This window comes from Luteolibacter sp. (genome assembly GCF_058122085.1).
Genome location: NZ_JBIKBQ010000091.1, coordinates 1 through 17312 on the forward strand (window position 1 = coordinate 1; position 17312 = coordinate 17312).

The following is a 17312-nucleotide window of genomic DNA, read 5'->3' on the forward strand; positions in this document are numbered from 1 at the left end:
GCGGTAGGCAAGGGTCTCGGTGTCCGCCGGGAAGGCGGCTATCACCGCCATGTGGTAGGTTTCCCCCGTGTTCTTGTCCTTCCAGTCGAGGATGTAGGTGCCGGGCTTGAGCGGATACCATTTTTTTCCGACGTAATCCCACTGCCAGGAATCGCCCTGGCCGCCGGTCCAGCCCGGTTCATCATTGATCACCTCGGGCGCGGTCACAGCGGGCTGGCTGTTGGCGGTGACGGAGACGAGCACGGCGTCGTCGGGAAGGTCGGGCGTCAACTGGGTGTCGATGGCATCCCGGCTGGAGAAATCGAGCCCCTCGCCGATGGCCAACTCGGTGCGGTAGGTGGTCCGATCGACCTCCACGGTCATGCTGCCGGGGGCCGAGACCGCCGGGATGAGGTAAGACTTCGCCACCCTGCCGCCATAGGTCGTGTTGGAGAGGGATTCCCGGGTGATCGGGTTGAAGTTGTTGATGGCGTTCGAGACCTTGTTGAGCGTGTAGCGCCGGTCCGGGGTGCGGTAGACCGTGCCGACCTCGAGCCGCTCGCCCTCGGCGAGCCAGAAGTCGAGCACCCGGCGGATCCCCGCGGCGGTCTGGGTCTGCTTAACGCTGCCGTCGAGCACGCCATCGATCTTCTTGAAAAACGGGTAGTTTTGGAAGGCGGTGAGGGCGGCCTCGGGCAGGCCGACGGCCATGACGTCGACGGTGAAGCGGAATTTCTTGTCCCACATCCAGAAGACGCGGCGGTAGTCGGCCATCACGCCCTTTTCACCGGGATCGATGTTGTGGGTGGTGCCAGTGGTGGTGTCGAGGGGATTGAAACGGAAGCCGGGAAGCACGGCCGCCGCGACCTGCGCGCCGGTCGCGGTCTCGGGAAACACCGAGCCAAACCCGGCGGTGGCGAAGGAGACATTGCCCCCTTCGGCGGAGGTGGTGGTGAAGGCCCCGAAGGCGAGCTGTTCGCGGGCGAGCGCATACAGCTTCGAGGGTGGGAGTGACTGCTGGGCGGTGCCCGACGGGGCATAGCTGAGGGCGGGACGCCGCCCGCCCACTTCGTAGGCATTGAGCTCGACGATGTGGTCTCCGGCGTCGAGGTGGAGAGACTGCTCGAAGTCGCTGGAGTCGTCCTGTTTTCCGTTGGGGTTCCAGATCCGGTTGCCGTCGATGAAGAGTTGTGCGCCATCGCCACCGCTCACTTGGAAGGTGTAGGTCCCGGCGGTGTCGGTGCGGAGCCGGGAACGCAGGGTCCATCCGTAGTAACCTGCCGGGCCGGCCGCGGGCACCGTCGCGGGCACCGTCGCGGGGTCGGGAAGTGCAAAACCGGACTGGATCGAACTGGCCTGCACCGGAAAGGACGCCGTGTCCGCGACGCTGGTGGGCGGGGTGGTTCCTTCGCGGCGCTCGATGTAAACGCCGGCCATGTCGGCGGTGGGCAGGGTGTCAAAGGGGAGCTCGAGGCCAAGGGAGGCATTCCCGGGGCCCACGAGGAGGGTGGTGCGACCGCTGCGGACTTGGTCGATGCCGAGGGTGGTTTTCCAGACGCGCAGGTTGTTGAGACCGCCCGGGAAGAAGCCGTCCGCGGTGGCGGCGCCGGTGGCGCGGGCCCCGATGGTGACCGTCTGGCTGCTGCCGGAGAAGTTCAGCGCCTGGTTGCCAGACGCCACCACCTTGCCATCGCGATAGAGGGTGATGGTGTTAGCCGTCTTGTCATTAACCGCCGCCCAGTGGTGCCAGCTGTTGTCGGTCAGCGCGGCGGGAGCCGCGACGGTGACGCCGTTGTTCGTCAGGAAGAAAGCGTTCCCGGAGGTGAAACCGGCGCGGAGCTGTGCGCCCGAGGCGGTGGAAGATCCGAGCGAGACCACATTCTGGTCCGCGGTCATCGTGACGGGATCGCGCCGGGCCCAGAACTCGATAGTGAAGGATCCGTCGCCGCCGATCAGCCCGGTGCCCGCGGAACCAGCGCGCAGGTGGTCGCCGCTGCCGGAGAGCTGGAGGAAGCGCTCCGGGGAATTGGGGGCGTTTTCGATGACATAACCCTTTGGCTGGAACTGGATGTCCAGCCCGTTGCCAGTGCCCAAGATCTGCGAATAGACCACCGAGTCAAAGTTGTAATTGAGCGGGCGGTAGTTGCGGCCGAGCGTGGGTTGGTTGGTCGAATCGGTCACGGAGGAGGCGGAGAGCCCCTGGATGGTCTCGGTGCCGGTGTTGACCTCCGCAAGGTAATCGAGTTCCCACTGCCAGTTCACCACGGTGGACTCGGTCAGCTTGACGGTGGACCCGCCCAACAGGGGCTGGCCGCCGATGGAGCCGCCCAAGAGCTTCGCCCGGTAGGCCGCCCGCAGCCGCATGTCCTCCTCGGTGCCGCTGAGCGTTTTCCGGTAGCGGTCGAGGTAGACGAATGGCGGGACGGTGAAAGTGACGGACTCGCCGGTGTGGTAGCTGCGGCGGCCACCGGAAGGGGAAACCAAGCCCGAGCCGAACTGGCTGATGACGTCGAGCGTCACGTAGGTGTCGGCCGAGATGGAGAGGTCTTTGACCCGATGGGACTGGTGCAGGGCTCCGGTCTGGGCTCCGAATCCGATGCGCCAACCCTCCGACTGTGACACCAGATACGGCACGGGGATGTCCTTGAGGATCCGCAACCCGTTCCAAGTGACGCTGACGAAGCCACCGCCCTTTTCCAGATCTCCAACGAGATCCACCTGCACCGGGACCCATTTTTCCCCGGTCGTGAGCGACTGGGGATTGCCCGATGTATCCTCCACCACGGGGTAGGCGGGCATGGCCTCGCGCGGTCGGGTGACTGAGAAGGAAACGCCCCGCTTCACGACCGAATCGTAAACCACTTCCACGGCCGGCGCGGAGTCGGGATCCCCCCCGTCATGGGTGTCGAAGGTTACGGCGAGCCCGTTCGAGATTCCATCCACCCCGATGGCTTGGTTGGCCACCAGGTCGGGGCCGAAGTTGAAGCTGAAACCGTCCGCAGGCGGGGTCGTGCCTCCGGTGGTTTGCACTTGGAACTTCACCACCATGCGGCTCACTTTCTGCCGCGGGGGGATGGACTTGAGGACCATGGTGCCGGACTGGCTATTGGTCGCCGGAGTGAGCTCCACGTAGGAAGTCCCCGCGGGCACCGTCGCACTTCCTCCCAAGTCCACCTCGCCCCCGATATCGTTGGGGAACTTTAGATCCTTGCTGAAATAGGCGTCCGGAAGACTGAGCGGTGCCGAGGTGTCCGCCTGGAGGCTGTAGCGCTGCAGGGTGATGGACACGGCGCCGTTTCCGCTCTGCACCCCGGTATTGCTGACGAGCACCGAGGCCGCTGGCCGGTTGGCAGTGCTGGCGAACACAAAGGAGCCGCCGCCGCCGCCGCCGTCGCCGGGATTCGGACCACCGCCACCGCCGCTGTAGCCACCGCCGCCGCCGCCGCCGCCGTCCTTGGTCCCAGTGGCCTGTCCGCCCTCGCCACCCCCACCCCAACCGCCGGCACCGCCGATGGAATCGCGCAAACGACCTCCAAGGTTTCCTTGGAGATACGCCCCCCCCCCAAGGCCAGATAATGTGTATCGGTATAGCGGCTTTCGCCATTTCCCAAATAGCCAGCCCCACCCGCCCCACCCGCCCCGCTGGGCGAATCACTCCCAATCCCGCCACCTTGGCCATTCTTCCCGCCAGAAGAGAAATCGCCGTTCTGGCTGGTGGCGTTGCCCGGGTTGCCGTCGTGGAGCGAGGCCGCACCACCACCGCCGCCGACGATTAACAGAAGTTCATCGTTTGACGAGGGAGCGAGCGGGGTCGCCGTGTTTTTCACCCGGACGATGGAAGAACTGCCGCCGCCACCGCCGCCGCTGGGGTTATTGCCGGCACTGGTCCCCTTTCCCCCTTGTCCGCCGACGGCGATGCGCAGTATTTCCCCTTTCGTCAACCGGACCGAGGCCTGGATCTGGGCACCCTTGCCGCCCGCGTGGCTGGCGTTGCTGGCATCACCGCCCTGCCCACCGCTGACATCGAGCAGATACCAGCCGGTGTCCGGCACCGTCCAGGTCTGGAAGGTATTGTCTTGGAAAGTGAAGCCGACCGGTTGCTGGGCAAACGCGCCTGCCGTCGCGAGGAGGCTCATCAGAAAGGCGATCAGTGGAAGGCTCATCCGGCGGACGACGCCGAAGCCGGGTGCGACTCGTTCGGTCGGGGTGATGGCAAATGATAGGTGCATGGCTGGGAAAAACATGGGAGCTTACTGGAGGGTGTCGGCGGTGGTGATGCGGCGCAGCGAGATGCCACCCTTTGAGACGATGTCCTGCCGGGCTAGACCGCGGGTGGTTTCCTGGTAGGTGCCGGTGAGGATGGTGGGATCGGGCGCCGCGTCGAAGGTGATGGAGAAGCTGCGGGAAACGGTGTAACCGGCACCGTGCTGGGGATGGAAGGCATGCCGGAAAGGATTGCTGCGATGGAACGCGTCGAGCGTGAGGGGCGACGAGGCGCCGGTTCCCATCGTGCGGCCAAGGCCGAGCTGCCCGTCCAGGGGCCAGGTCAGATAATAGGTCTCCGGCAAGTCCGGCGGACGGGACGGGCGCGTGCCGAGGGAGAAATAGGCACTCACATCCGCATCAGCCACTTCGGCTGGGCTGGCGATGCCCTGCGCCGTGGCCACCTTGCTGCGCAGCGAGGCTGAAAGATGGGCCGCGCTGAGGTCCCGCGGCAGGTCGAAGGTGACCGTTTCGAGGCGCAGCCCCACACGAGTTCCATCCGCCCGCTGCTGGACGCCGTCAAGGTAGGGAATGCGCGTTTCGTCAACCACCAGCACCTGGGTGGGAGCGATGTCCGGCGAGGCGGTTTTCGTCTGCATCAGGATGGAGCGGGGCACTAGGCGCGCCTGCCCTGCCGAGTCGACGTGGATGAAGATCTGCATCGGCAGCTCGCTGGCCGTGGCCTGCACGGGTGAGCCTGCGGTGCCTAGGCTGGTGACCGAATTGAGAATGATCTGTCCCGCCCAGAGACCTGTGAACTGGCTGGCGGGCGCGGTGGAACCCGGCGCGGCGGAAAGGTCCGCGTTGATGGCCCTCACCGGCAAATAGCGATACACGGAGCCCCCGCTCAGCGAGACGCTGACCCGGTAAAGGTGCTCGCGGAGATTGGGCCCGCTGCTCCAGTTCCGCTTCACGCCGACGGTGATCGAGCGGCTTCCTCCAGCGGTCACACTGGCCACCTGCCAGCCTGCGAAAAAATCGACGGATTGTGTCTGCCACTTCAACTCCTGGGGAACGGCTTCCAAAGCCCAAAGCTGAAGATCATTGGCACCGGAATCGGTGCCTGCCGCAGCGAGACGGGTGATGGAGATCTGGTGCGCAGCGCCGCCGCTGCCCTCAAGGTTGGAAAATGTCAGCTCACCGGGAGTCATGAGCACCGGATCGGCGGCAAGGTCCGCGGGGTTGAGCACCGCGAGGGAGCCGGGACCTGATCCAAAATTCCAAGCGCCTGAAACCGCCCCTGAGAAATCCGTCTCCACCGGCCCGCTCCAGCCATTGCCGACAAGCGTGTAGGGAACATTGACCCAGTAAGCCTGGCCGCTCTGGACCACGTCCGTTCCCTTGACCGGCTCCCACGCCCCGGTCGCCGCGTTCAGCTTCTGCACGTTTGCCGCGGCACCGAGCGGCCCGTCGACCGTGATGCCGGAACCTGCCATCAGGGCGGCGAAGGTGGGCGTGCCTTGGACACCGAAGCCGACCAGGTTGTATTCGCCCTTCGTCCAAGCGGGCCGGTAAAACACCACCTCGCCCTGCACGGTCAAAACTCCGGCCGCTTCGCCGTCCTGGACGGTGCCGGTCTTGGGTGAGACATGGACCAGATACGCGTGGTTGGCGCGGATGGCGACGTCGGCCGTCTCGCCCGATTGCGGATTCGCCGCCCAGACATCCCATCCGCCTTGGTTGAAAAGACTCTCGGGATCTGACGTGAACTCCGCGGTGCCGATTTCCCCGACCGGACTGGCGACCCGGTCCACCAAAAAGTCATTCGACTGGAACACCTGCTCGCAAGTCAAAGCCTGCCCGTCCGCAGCCACCGGCCCGACCTCCAGCCAAACGGCGTTCCATCCGTAGCGGAGTTGCAGGGTTTGGCTGAAACTGGCCGCGCATGCCAGGCCGCCGGTTTGCAACATCATCGCAGCGAGGATCAGGCTTCGAATCAGGCGGGAGAATCCAAGGACCGTGGTCATATGTGAGTAAGGAATGAGGAGAGACCGTTGAGGCGGAGGGTTCAGCAAGTGCACGGGTCGGTTAGCATCTAAAACGGAAGATGTCCGGCCCACGCGCTGGCGGCAACGTTGCCGGAAGGGTACATTCGGGGTACGCCTCCACCGCTTTCCCAGGTGCGGTCCGCTTCCAAAGCCTGCGGGACGGGAGGGGAAGTCCGCGACACGCCAGACTGGAATTTTTCAGTCTTTCAGATATCCCAGCGCCGTGGCCCGGCGGATCGCATGGCTGCGGTTGACGGCATGGAGCTTGCTGTAGATCTTCTTGATGTGGCCATGCACCGTGTTCGGGCTGATGCAGAGCTTCTCGCCGATCTCCTTGTAATAGAGGCCCTCCGCCACGTAACGGAGCAATTCAATCTCCCTCGCCGTCAGCTCCTGGTCGGGTCCCGAGCAGGGGGAGGGTGTCCTGAACTCCTCGATCAGATAGCGCGCGATGGCGGGGCTGATCGGCGCGATCCCGGCACTCGCATCGCGAACCGCCGCCAGGATTTCCTTGGTGCCGCCACCCTTCACCACGTAGCCGAAACTCCCGGCACGCAGCGCGGAAAAAAGACTTTCGCGGTCGTCGTGGATGGTGAGCACGAGGGCGATGATCGCTGGGTTTTTCGCAACGGCCTCGGCAATCAACTGGACTCCGGAGGCTCCGGGCAGGTCGAGATCCGTCAGAAGAACATCCACTTGGGACCAGTCATTGCCGAATAGCGCGTCCTCGGCGCTGCCATCGTATCCCACCAGCTGGATGTCCTCCTGTTTTGAAAACAGCTTGATGAGGCTTGCCAGCAGCCGCGCATCATCTTCGACAAGAACCAAGCGAATCATGACTGGGATTTCAACTCCATGGAGGGAGGCCGGGCCAGCATGGAATCGGGGTGTTTTCGGGGTACGGCCTCCACCGTCAGTGGTAGCGGGACCACGAAGGACAACCTGCCGCCGCCTGAATTCCGAATTCTCAAACGGCCGCCGAGCTCCTCCATCCGCCGCCGCATGTTGGCCAGCCCCCGCCCCCCACGGGAAGAATGGTTCTCCGGAAAACCCCGGCCATTGTCGCTCACCAAAACCCCGAGGCAGCGCGACCGGAACGTGACGCGGACGGACGCGCGGCTGGCCTCGGAGTGCCGCGCCAGATTGCTTATCGCCTCCTTGAGGGCCCGCATCAGGGAAAGGGCGGCAGGCAGATCCGCGATCGTTTCCACGGAGGGACGCCCGGTCGTTTTCCAATGCAGCGCGATGCACTTCGACTCCGCCAACGGCTCGGCATGGGAACGAAACTCCCTCAGGAAATCGCCCCAGTAGGTCACCCCGCTTTCCAGCGAGTTCATCAGCAGGCGCAGCTCGCGGTTCCCTTCGATGGCGAGCTGCTCGATGCTCTTCAACAGCCGGTCCACCTCCTCCCGGTCCTCCTCCTCACCCAGGTCCGCGAGCTGGGCCAAATTCGCGGTGAGCCCGCCCATCCCGTCGTGCAGGTCCCGCAGCAGGTGTTTGCGTTGGTGCATCGCCCGCTCGGCTTGAAGTTCCGCCTCGATCGCCGCGATTTCATCCCGGTCCCTCAGATGTGACTCGTGACTTGCCGTGATTTCCATCAGATGCCGCTGGTTGATCAACAACAAGGTTCCGAAGGTCCAGGACAACGACCATGCGATCGTCGCCACAAACATCGCGATTTGGGGAGTGCCCGAATCAAACAGATCGCCGGCCTCACCCCGCATCGCAAGGGCCAGGCTCCGGTAAACAAACACCGCGCACAGCGCCAGCGCGGAGACTCCGATCCATCGCGACGAGAAACGAAGTCCCGCCCGTTGCTCGGCGAAAAACACGCGGGCACCCGACCCCAGGAAAATGATGAAAATCGATGATGCGAACAAAACCCGGACGGACAACCGGTCATCTGCCAGCAAGAACCAAAGATACCCGGCAAACAACGGGCAGGAGAAAACCAGAGGCCATTGGTGCCGGACTTTCCGCCCCATGAAAGCACACGCGCCATAATAGAAGCAGGCCCCCGCTGCGAAATTCATCAGCGTCGGAATCGCCTTGGTCAGCAAGGGCGCGTCGACCACGAATCGCAGCGTCAGGAAAACCATTCCCAAGCCATTGAGAAGTGCGCTCACCCCCCAAAAGGTTGCTCCAGCCATCTTCCGGTTGAAGACCCTGACCACCAAAAACGCCACGGCCTGAAAGAGGCTGATCACGCCTGCTACAATTGAAAGGGTTTTTAAATCCATGGGCGACGCCCTGATAACGGTTCCTGATCCCAAGTAAATCAAGGGAATTCACGGCGATCCGTGCACACCATCTTGTGGTGGAGCCCAAGGGGCCGCGAAATTGGCAGGAACGGCCGCACGACTGGATCTGCCACCGGAAAGAGCCTGAGCCTTCCCACCGAGGCCGCGGGGAGAGTGGTTCCGTTTGCGGTAAAGCAGCAAGATAGAGGTAGGCGCTTGCGAGGTTCCCATCCTTGGTCCCTTGCTCACCACTCGAATTCGCAGCCGATGCCGAAGCCACGCGCCGGGGCGACCTGCCCCGAGACCGGCAGGCCCTGCGGCGAGTTGTCAAACCGCGCCAGGGCGTATTCGTCATCGAGCAGATTGGTGCCGAAGAGATAAACGCTGGCGTGCTCCCATGAGTAGCCGAGACGAGCGGAAAGCAGGCTGCGGGTCTCAATCGCGGTCACCCGCGGGCTGGTCGGATCGGTGTAGGTGTCGTCCGCCCACGAAAAGAGCAGGCTGGCGAAAAATCCCGAGGCGTGGTGATAGGAGGCGCTGAGCGATGCCGTCCATTCCGGCGCGTTGGGGAAAGGCTGGCCGGAGCGGTCCACGCCGTCGATCAAGAGTTCGTCAAACCCGGTGTGGAGCCAACCAAGGGTGCCGGTGATGACCAGCGGCTCGCAAGGTTGCCAGCGGGCTTCCACTTCACTGCCACAGCGCCGGGATCGGGCGGCATTGGCGACGTAGGAATCGATCGTTGCCACGCCGCCGGGGGAACTGAAGTTGATTTGCTGGTCATCCATCCACGAATAAAAAACGGCTGCGGAGAGCGCGACCGAGGCGTGGGGGTTGAAACGGCCATAAAGTTCCAGATCCCACGCCTGTTCCGGATCATAGGGCTGGGTGCTGCCCAAGCTGGGCGCGTAGCTGACGCCGCCGCCGCGGTAGCCGCGGGACAGCTGGAGCCCCAGAGCCTGTTCCTCCCGGGGCCGCCACGCCAGGCCGAGCTGGGGCAGCAGCGCGCTGTCCGCGCTGTCGGCGGCGGACTTTGTCTCCGGCCCTGATCCAAGGGTCGCCGCGGCGTGCAGCGCGCGCTGTTCGTGATTGAGCCGGAGCCCGCCGGTGAGGTGGAGGTTGTTCACGAACTCCCAGTCGCCCCGGCCGTAAAGCGCCAGCACCCGCACGTCTTCCTGCCCGAGGCTGCGAAAGGGCGAGCCTGCGGGCATCGGCGCGATGCCGATGCCAGTGTAACCCAGATCGTAGCCGCTGGCTTCGAAATAGCCGCCTGCCAGCCATTGGAACGGCCCTTCATCGCCGGCGAGGCTCAGGTTCTGGGTGAAGCGCAGCTCGTTGATGGCTCCGTCCGCAAACCATGCCAGGATCGCCGTTTCATCGAGATCAACGCGGGGGTCCACATCGAGTCGCTGCAGGGAGGTGGTGGATTTGAACTCCAGATCGCGGGGCAGCGCCAGGCTCGCGTTGAGGATGGCGGCGGCGCGCCGGGCCGGGTAGGACGGATGGAGGTTGAGCGAGGTCTTGCGGTCGAACAAGTCAAAGCCGGAGACGGCTCGTGCGTTGGCGAAGGGATTGCCGCGCGACTGGTCGTAAACCATGGCCAGGTCATAGCACGCGTCGCGGCTTTTCCGCGGATTCCACAACAAGCGTGCCTGATAGCGGTCGCGGCGGGTCGCTCCGAACGAATCGTCGCCGTCGAAAAGGTTCGTGACGTCGCCACCGCCTTCACGATGATAGGCGGAAATCCGCAGGGCCAGCTCCTCGGGCCGCAGGACAAAGTCCTGGGCCATGCCGCCGCGGAAGACGTGGTCGGTGGCGGCTTCCAGCAGCGCCTTGCCGTCTCGGGAAAAAGCCGGCGGGGCGGTGCGGAGCAGCAGCGCCCCGCCAAGGCCATTGGGCCCGGGGGAGAGAAACTGCGGCCCTCGCAGCAATTCGACGCTCTCCATGTCCCACAGCACCGGCGGCAGGTAGCGCAGCGTCGCGACAGAAAGCGGCGCGCAGTCCTCCATCACCGTGAGCAACGGATTGGATGCCGTGCCGACCGAGTAGAACAGACTGTCCTGGTTCAGGCCGCGGACACTGAAGGTGCCCACCGTTGGATTTCCGCCGTAAGCTCCGGCGACCGTGGCGAAGAGATCCTGATAACTGCCCTGCGCGGCGGGCAAGGCCGCCAACGAGGCGGCATCGATTCGAAGATGGTTGCCGGGCGGGATTTCCGATTCGTCGCGCGATTGCTCGCCGGTGACCGTGAGCGGAGCGAGCACGACGGACTGGGCGCATAGCCCACAAGGAACAAGCACGGTGCAAAGAGTGATGGTGCGGCGGACGCGCATCGAAAATGATTCCATGCCCCCCTGATGCCGTGCTCGATAGCAGCGGGAAGGCCGCCGGCAGTCCGTCCCTGACGGGAGAGACCTCTGGAACCGCGGCCCGGGGATATGAAGGAGTGTTGTCTTAATGCAGGAGTCGGACGCAGGCCAAAAACAATGCCAGGAATTTGCTTTGGGCGGAGACTCCTGAGACAGCCGTGGACCGGAACGAAAGGCGGGAAAAGGGTTGATCGGGAAGAGGTGGATTCGGGTGAAGCTGAAACACTGAAAACTGAACGCGCAGGGAGCGCTAGCGAATATAAAAAATGGCAGTGAAAATCTTTGTCTGCAACAGGCCGCCCAACCCGGTCCGGCTGACCGGCGGCGAGCTTGAGAAATGCCGCGGCCGTCCTCTTCCCGAAATCTTCCACCTCTTCGCCGACACCGCCTGCCGCAAGCTCCGCGCCGCCGGCAACGTCGGCGATTGCGCCTCCCCCCGGCGGAGCAAAACATCCCGGATGCCAGCCGCCAGCGCGCCTCTCCTCACCCGCCGCCCGGCTGCCGCCATTTCCCCGGACTCGGCAAGTCACGCCGGCGGAACTCAGAGCAACGGGCAGGCGCTTTTCCGGATGAAATCCACCTGTTGCCCGCCCTGCCCAAGTCCTGGACGGCCAGCGGCAGCGCCACCGGACTGCGGGCGAGGGCGGCGATTCGAGAATCGCTCTTTTGTCCTTCGTGCTCTTCGTTTCCCGAATCTGATGAAATATTTGGTCTCTATTTGTTTGAATGTATCGTTTAAAGATACTTTGTCGTGCCGATCAAGCATTTATTTTCGCTGCCGTCCTCATCGCCCCTGATTTCTCATGGGCAACTCAAGGACGCGTTGGCAGCTTATGGGAATCCGCGGATGAAGGTGTCCCGGATGCTGGCGGCGGGAGAATTGATCCCTCTGCGCCGTGGGCTCTATTTGCGCGACCGCACGGTCAATCCGCTCGCCTTGGCTCCTGCGATCTACGGGCCGTCCTACGTCAGTTTCGAGTCCGCGCTGGCATGGCACGGCTTGATTCCCGAGCGGGTGGAGGAAGTCGTTTGCGCCACGCTCAAGAGGCCGATGGAATTTGAAACTCCGGCGGGCCGCTATCGCTATCGGCATGTCCCGGTCCGGGTTTTCTCAATTGGGATCGAACGGGTGGAAGATCCGTTGCTCCCGTGGCTGCTGGCTTCTCCGACGAAGGCGCTTTGTGATTCCGTGGCCCAAGATGCCTCGATCCGCTCGCAAAAGGATGTCCGTGCCTGGCTGGAAGCGATACGCATCGAGGAGCTTCCACCGCTCGACCAGGATCAACTCGCCGCCTGTGCCGCGAATTATGGGCGACCCGCCGTGCGCCACCTCGCCCGTTATTTTCAGAAAATCCAGACGCCATGATCCATCCCGCGCTCGCCCATTGCTTCGAGCAGAGCGCTCTGGGTCCGTGGCGACGCCCGGTTGATTTCATCCGCGAGCAGGATGTCGGTGAAAACCGGGCCGGGATGGAAACGGAATTCCTGGGAGCGCGGGTCGAACACCGAGATGCCGAGAATATCCGAGGGCAAAAGGTCCGGCGTGAACTGCACGCGCTTGAAAATCGCGCCGCTGATGGCTTTGGCGATGGCTTTGGCGAGAGTGGTTTTTCCGGTTCCCGGGAAATCTTCCAACAGGACGTGGCCGCCGGAAATCATGCAGGCCAAAACCCGGCGGACCACTTCGGGTTGACCGCGAACGACAGAACAAACGGCGGTTTCCAAGCGGGAAGCGGTGGCGGGGATACTCATGAGTTGCAGTGGATTCCAACCTGCCAGAATCCGTGCGTCGAGGTATTGCTGACGAACGGGCTCACAGCCCTTTCGCCAGTTCGTGGACCAGTTTTGGGCCTTGATAGATGAAGGAGGTGTAAATCTGCACCAAGCAGGCGCCGGCTTGGATTTTCTCCCGGGCGTCATCAAGTGAGGAAATCCCTCCCACGCCGATGATCGGGATGAGGGAGCCGAGGTGGCTGGAAAATGCCCGCAACGCCGCCGTGCTTTTTTCGAAAACCGGCCGCCCGGATAGGCCGCCCGCTTCCGCCGCCCGCGGGTGGTTGGCCACGAGGTCGCGGTCGAGCGTGGTGTTGGTGGCGATGAGGCCATCCAGTCCGCCGTCGAGGAAAACCTGCGAGAGTTCGCGGATGTGAGTTTCATCGAGATCCGGGGCGACTTTAAATAGCAGCGGAACCTGCTTGCCGTGCTCGGCGGCGAGTTTTTGCTGCTCCTTTTTGAGAACGTCCAAGAGTCGGGCGCTAGCCTCCGCGCCTTGGAGGTCGCGCAGGCCGGGCGTGTTCGGCGAGGACAAATTCACCGCCACGTAGTCGGCCACCGGGTAGGCCTTGCGCAGGCAGATTAAATAATCGTCCGCCGCGTTTTCATTGGGCGTGTCCTTGTTTTTCCCGATGTTGAAACCGACGATTCCTTGAAACGATTTCGACGCACGAACGTTTTCGACACCCACGTCAATGCCGGGATTGTTGAAGCCCATACGGTTGATGATAGCCTCCTGTTGGATCAAGCGAAACAGTCTGGGTTTCGGGTTTCCCGCCTGCGGACGCGGGGTGATCGTGCCGATTTCAATGCAGCCGAAGCCCAGGCGGCCGAGCGCGTCGATTGTGTTTCCCTCCTTGTCCAAGCCAGCGGCGAGACCAACGCGGTTAGGGAATTTCAAGCCCATCACTTCCACCGGCGATGTGAGTTCGTCAGCCGGCGAAACCAAGCCCAGCAAGCCGGTCTTTTCGGCGATCCGCAGGGCGGCCATGCTGACGTGGTGGGCGACTTCCGCATCCAGGCGGAACAAGACGGAGCGGGCGAGGGGATACATTGCGTCGAACACGGCCGAAAATTGATTCAAGTCCGCCAGCTTGTCGAATCTCTCATGCGTCAAAATGGCACTAGCCGTGCGGAAAATGCGGCGAGCGTATGTTTTGTCGCAGTCGCAAATTAAAAATTCATTGATTTCAAGCGACTTGCGATTCCTGAGGGGCCGGGAACGCGAATTGCTAAGACCATGGTATTCTTCTGGGAGTCGTCCTGAACTTTTATCAAGTATTCACAATGAATTCACTTTTTCTGAAAAAAAGGGAATAAATGAGCACGGGCGTCGTTTAACAAGCAACAACAACCCCATCTTATTATGGCCTACGAATCAGACAGCAGCCTTAAACTCTACTTACGGGAAATTTCCAAAACGCCTCTTCTCACCGCTGAGGAGGAAGTCGTTCTCGCGGATCGCATCCAAAAGGGCGATGCCGAAGCCCGTTCCCACATGATCCGCGCAAACCTGCGCTTGGTCGTGAAAATCGCCCAGGATTACGCCAACTACGGCATGCCCGTGACTGACTTGATCTCCGAGGGCAACATCGGCCTGATGAAGGCGGTAGAGCGATTCGACCCTGAAAAGGGCGGAAAACTCTCCACCTACGCGGCTTGGTGGATCAAACAGTCGATCAAGCGCGCCTTGGCCAACCAGTCCAAGACGATTCGCCTGCCCGTCCACATGGTCGATAAAATCGCCAAAATGCGCCGGATCGCGGCGATCCTGACGGAAGCGTTGGGTCGCGAACCGACTGACGAGGAACTGGCTGATGAAGTTGGGCTGCCTCATCGCAAGCTCGCCTTGCTCAGGCAGGCTTCCTATCGCCCGACCTCGCTGGACGCTCCGATCAACGAAGGTGAAGCCACCGAGTTCGGCGAAGTCATCAGCGACGAGCGTGCGGTGAGCCCGCTGGACATGCTTTCCGACAAGAACCTCCACGGCGAGCTCGACGGCTTGCTCTCGGTTCTCGACGAGCGTGAACGCCGGATCATCGACGAGCGTTTCGGTCTCAACGGCAAAAAGGCACTGACCTTGGAAGAAGTCGGGCGTGAATTCGGGGTGACCCGCGAGCGCATCCGCCAGCTTCAAAACTCAGCGCTCACCAAGATGCGGCGCGCCCTTCGCAAGAAGGAAAAGCCGCTTCCAAAGCCGATCATCGGCGATTTCCTGGAAGCTTGATTGTGTGATGTGTGTGACCGCGGCGGGCTTCCCGCCGCGGTTTTTTATTCTCATGGGTCCGCGTTTGGCGCAGCCTCCGGTTTTCAGCACCGCGAATTTCAAATTTCATCCCAATGCCCCCTCCTCAAAAAGGCTACAAAGTCATCAATCACCGAGACGTCCAATACCGCTGGATCATGCAAAACCGCCGCGGAACGAACGAGCTGGTGATCGAGGCCAGCGCGCCGGTGAACGGACAGAACCTGATTGCCGAGCTGCCGCGGATTGTCAGTTACGACATGGTCACCGCGGCGATTGACTTCGGGAACGCGAACGGCTGGAAGCCGAACGATTCCGGGCCGGTATTCCGTTGCAAGTGGGCGCGGAAGACGTTCGTGATCGAGGAGGCAGGATGAACGTCGGGTGAACCTGAAATCTTGTCCGGACTGGCCTGTGTAAGATCCCCGGCAGAACCATCGTTTTTGCTTTATTCCGGTGGCGCGTTGCCGCCATCATCCACACACCCAACCACTAACTCAAATCATGTCACGCCCCGTCACACTCTTCACCGGCCAGTGGGCCGACCTCCCACTCGAAAAACTCGCCCCGCTGGCCTATGAAATGGGCTACGACGGCCTTGAGCTCGCCTGCTGGGGCGACCACTTCGATGTCGATGCCGCCGCCACCAGCAAGACCTACGTAAAGGAGCGTTGGGAGCTCCTCGCCGACCACGGCCTGACTTGTTACGCGATTTCCAGCCACCTCGTCGGCCAAGCAGTTTGCGATCTCATCGACGAGCGCCACAAGGCGATTCTGCCGCCGGATGTCTGGGGCGACGGCGATCCGGAAGGTGTCCGCAAACGCGCCGCCAAAAAGATGATCACCACCGGCAAGGCCGCCCGCGCGTTTTTCAACGCCAAGCCCGACCGCAACGGCAAGGACGAGTTCCCGGCCGTGGTCAACGGTTTCACCGGCTCCTCCATCTGGCACTCGCTCTACGCCTTCCCGCCGACCTCGCAGGCGTATTATGAAAAAGGCTTCAAGGACTTCGCCAAGCGCTGGCTGCCGATCCTCGACGCGTTCGACAAAGTCGACGTGAACTTCGCGCTCGAAGTCCATCCGACGGAAATCGCCTTCGACATCGCCTCCGCCCAGCGCGCTCTGGCGGCTGTCGGAAACCACAAGCGTTTCGGCTTCAACTACGACCCGTCCCACCTCGGCTATCAGGGCGTGGACTACGTGAAGTTCATCCGCGACCTGGGATCGCGGATCTATCACGTCCACATGAAGGACGTCTGGTGGAACCACGGCGACGGCAGCGTCGGCGTGTTCGGCGGTCACACGGATTTCGGCGACTCGCGCCGTTTCTGGGACTTCCGCTCGCTGGGGCACGGCGACATCGAGTTCGAAGACATCATCGTCGCGCTCAACGATGTCGGCTATAAAGGCCCGCTCTCGGTCGAATGGGAGGATATCCGCATGGACCGCGTTTACGGCGGGGAGGAAGCCGCGGCCTTCGTCCGCAGCGTGGATTTCCCGACGAACAGCGTCGCTTTCGACGCGGCTTTCGACAAGTCGAACCACTAAGATTCAAGGGGTGATACAGGTCTCGATGCCTGTATCACCCTCGCGGATTCACTTCCTTGAGATCGTGGATCAGCTGCGCCAGATCCTCGATGGAGTAAATATCGTGGTGGGGCGGGGGAGAAATGAGTTGGACGCCCGGCTGGGTGTTTCTCAACCGAGCGATCAAAGCGTTCACTTTATGTCCGGGAAGCTGGCCGCCCTCGCCGGGCTTGGCTCCCTGCGCCATTTTGATTTCCAACTCGCCGGCATTCACCAGGTAATAAGCGGAAACTCCGAAACGACCGGAAGCGACCTGCTTGATGTAAGAGCGGGCGAAATCGCCGTTCGGGTAAGGCTTGTAGCGGACGGGATCCTCACCGCCCTCGCCAGAATCCGACTTGCCGCCGATGCGGTTCATCGCGATGGCGAGGGTCTCGTGAGCCTCGGGCGAAAGCGTTCCGAGCGACATCGCGGCGGTGGTGAAACGGCGGCGGATCGACTCCATCGGCTCGACCTCTTCAAGCGGGATCGGGCCGGTGGAAGAAGGCACAAATTCGATCAAGCATTTGATCGCTACAGGATTGGTTTCCAATGCAAAACACACATATTCATCGTAATCCTCGGGCTTGCCGGATTTCACGTAGGTGTGGAAATTCTTGATCACCTCGGTGGTGTAGATGTGGCGCTCGCCGGCCTAGCGGTAGCGATTGTAGCCAGGGTCGCCAAGGTTGAGCATTTTCCCGTTTGGAACAACTGTTTCGAACGCGGCCTTGTGACGGATGAGTGACTCGTCGGCGACGAGTTGGGGAAGAGGATTTTTTTTCGTTAAAATGTTAAAATCGATTGGTGCTGGTTGATCGGGCGATGTTCCGACATCGCCTGTTTGAACAAACGTTTCAAATCAACCAACACCATGAGTAAACAGACAGGG

11 protein-coding genes and 2 pseudogenes are annotated in these 17312 nt (G+C 62.3%); 4 read left to right on the forward strand and 9 right to left on the reverse strand.

Annotated elements, in window-relative coordinates:
- The 6 genes and pseudogenes from AC4DF4_RS13690 to AC4DF4_RS13715 form a co-directional block, all read right to left on the reverse strand.
- A partial coding sequence (locus AC4DF4_RS13690; RefSeq protein WP_490048671.1) for a LamG-like jellyroll fold domain-containing protein occupies positions 1-3504 on the reverse strand: 3504 nt, incomplete at its 3' end.
- Between the two features lie 86 nt (positions 3505-3590).
- Positions 3591-4223 (reverse strand): annotated as a pseudogene (locus tag AC4DF4_RS13695) (glycine rich domain-containing protein); the annotation flags it as partial.
- A gap of 6 nt (positions 4224-4229) precedes the next feature.
- The gene (locus AC4DF4_RS13700; RefSeq protein ID WP_490048672.1) at positions 4230-6209 is read right to left on the reverse strand and encodes a hypothetical protein; all 1980 of its coding nucleotides are present in this window, start codon (positions 6207-6209) and stop codon (positions 4230-4232) included.
- A gap of 219 nt (positions 6210-6428) precedes the next feature.
- Complete coding sequence (locus AC4DF4_RS13705) at positions 6429-7067, reverse strand: LuxR C-terminal-related transcriptional regulator (protein WP_490048673.1); 639 nt, start codon at positions 7065-7067, stop codon at positions 6429-6431.
- Positions 7064-8356: a sensor histidine kinase gene (locus AC4DF4_RS13710; protein WP_490048674.1), complete on the reverse strand. Its 1293-nt coding sequence runs from the start codon at positions 8354-8356 to the stop codon at positions 7064-7066. The genes AC4DF4_RS13705 and AC4DF4_RS13710 overlap by 4 nt, the downstream gene beginning before the upstream one ends.
- A gap of 359 nt (positions 8357-8715) precedes the next feature.
- Complete coding sequence (locus tag AC4DF4_RS13715; protein ID WP_490048675.1) at positions 8716-10815, reverse strand: TonB-dependent receptor; 2100 nt, start codon at positions 10813-10815, stop codon at positions 8716-8718.
- 772 nt (positions 10816-11587) lie between these two features.
- Between AC4DF4_RS13715 and AC4DF4_RS13720 the strand changes: the two genes are divergently transcribed.
- Positions 11588-12202, forward strand: a complete 615-nt coding sequence (locus AC4DF4_RS13720) for a type IV toxin-antitoxin system AbiEi family antitoxin domain-containing protein (RefSeq protein WP_490048676.1) — start codon at positions 11588-11590, stop codon at positions 12200-12202.
- Here AC4DF4_RS13720 and AC4DF4_RS13725 read toward each other — a convergent pair.
- Both AC4DF4_RS13725 and AC4DF4_RS13730 read right to left on the reverse strand, forming a co-directional pair.
- A complete protein-coding gene (locus AC4DF4_RS13725) occupies positions 12181-12588 on the reverse strand; it encodes an AAA family ATPase (protein WP_490048677.1) in 408 nt (135 codons plus the stop codon). The two genes, AC4DF4_RS13720 and AC4DF4_RS13725, sit on opposite strands and share 22 nt — an antisense overlap.
- Before the next feature lie 61 nt (positions 12589-12649).
- Positions 12650-13675 (reverse strand): quinone-dependent dihydroorotate dehydrogenase, encoded by a 1026-nt coding sequence (locus AC4DF4_RS13730; RefSeq protein WP_490048678.1) that lies wholly within the window; start codon positions 13673-13675, stop codon positions 12650-12652.
- 300 nt (positions 13676-13975) lie between these two features.
- On the opposite strand from AC4DF4_RS13730, the gene AC4DF4_RS13735 reads away from it, so the two are divergent.
- The 3 genes from AC4DF4_RS13735 (at position 13976) to AC4DF4_RS13745 (ending at position 16402) form a co-directional block, all read left to right on the forward strand.
- Entirely contained in the window at positions 13976-14836 is an 861-nt protein-coding gene (locus AC4DF4_RS13735) for a sigma-70 family RNA polymerase sigma factor (RefSeq protein ID WP_490048679.1), read from the forward strand.
- Between the two features lie 113 nt (positions 14837-14949).
- The gene (locus AC4DF4_RS13740) at positions 14950-15231 is read left to right on the forward strand and encodes a hypothetical protein (RefSeq protein ID WP_490048680.1); all 282 of its coding nucleotides are present in this window, start codon (positions 14950-14952) and stop codon (positions 15229-15231) included.
- A gap of 127 nt (positions 15232-15358) precedes the next feature.
- The gene (locus AC4DF4_RS13745) at positions 15359-16402 is read left to right on the forward strand and encodes a sugar phosphate isomerase/epimerase family protein (RefSeq protein WP_490048681.1); all 1044 of its coding nucleotides are present in this window, start codon (positions 15359-15361) and stop codon (positions 16400-16402) included.
- A gap of 40 nt (positions 16403-16442) precedes the next feature.
- Here the strand turns inward: AC4DF4_RS13745 and AC4DF4_RS13750 are convergent.
- Positions 16443-17180, reverse strand: a pseudogene (locus AC4DF4_RS13750) (glutamate synthase-related protein); the annotation flags it as partial.
- Between the last annotated feature and the right edge of the window lie 132 nt (positions 17181-17312).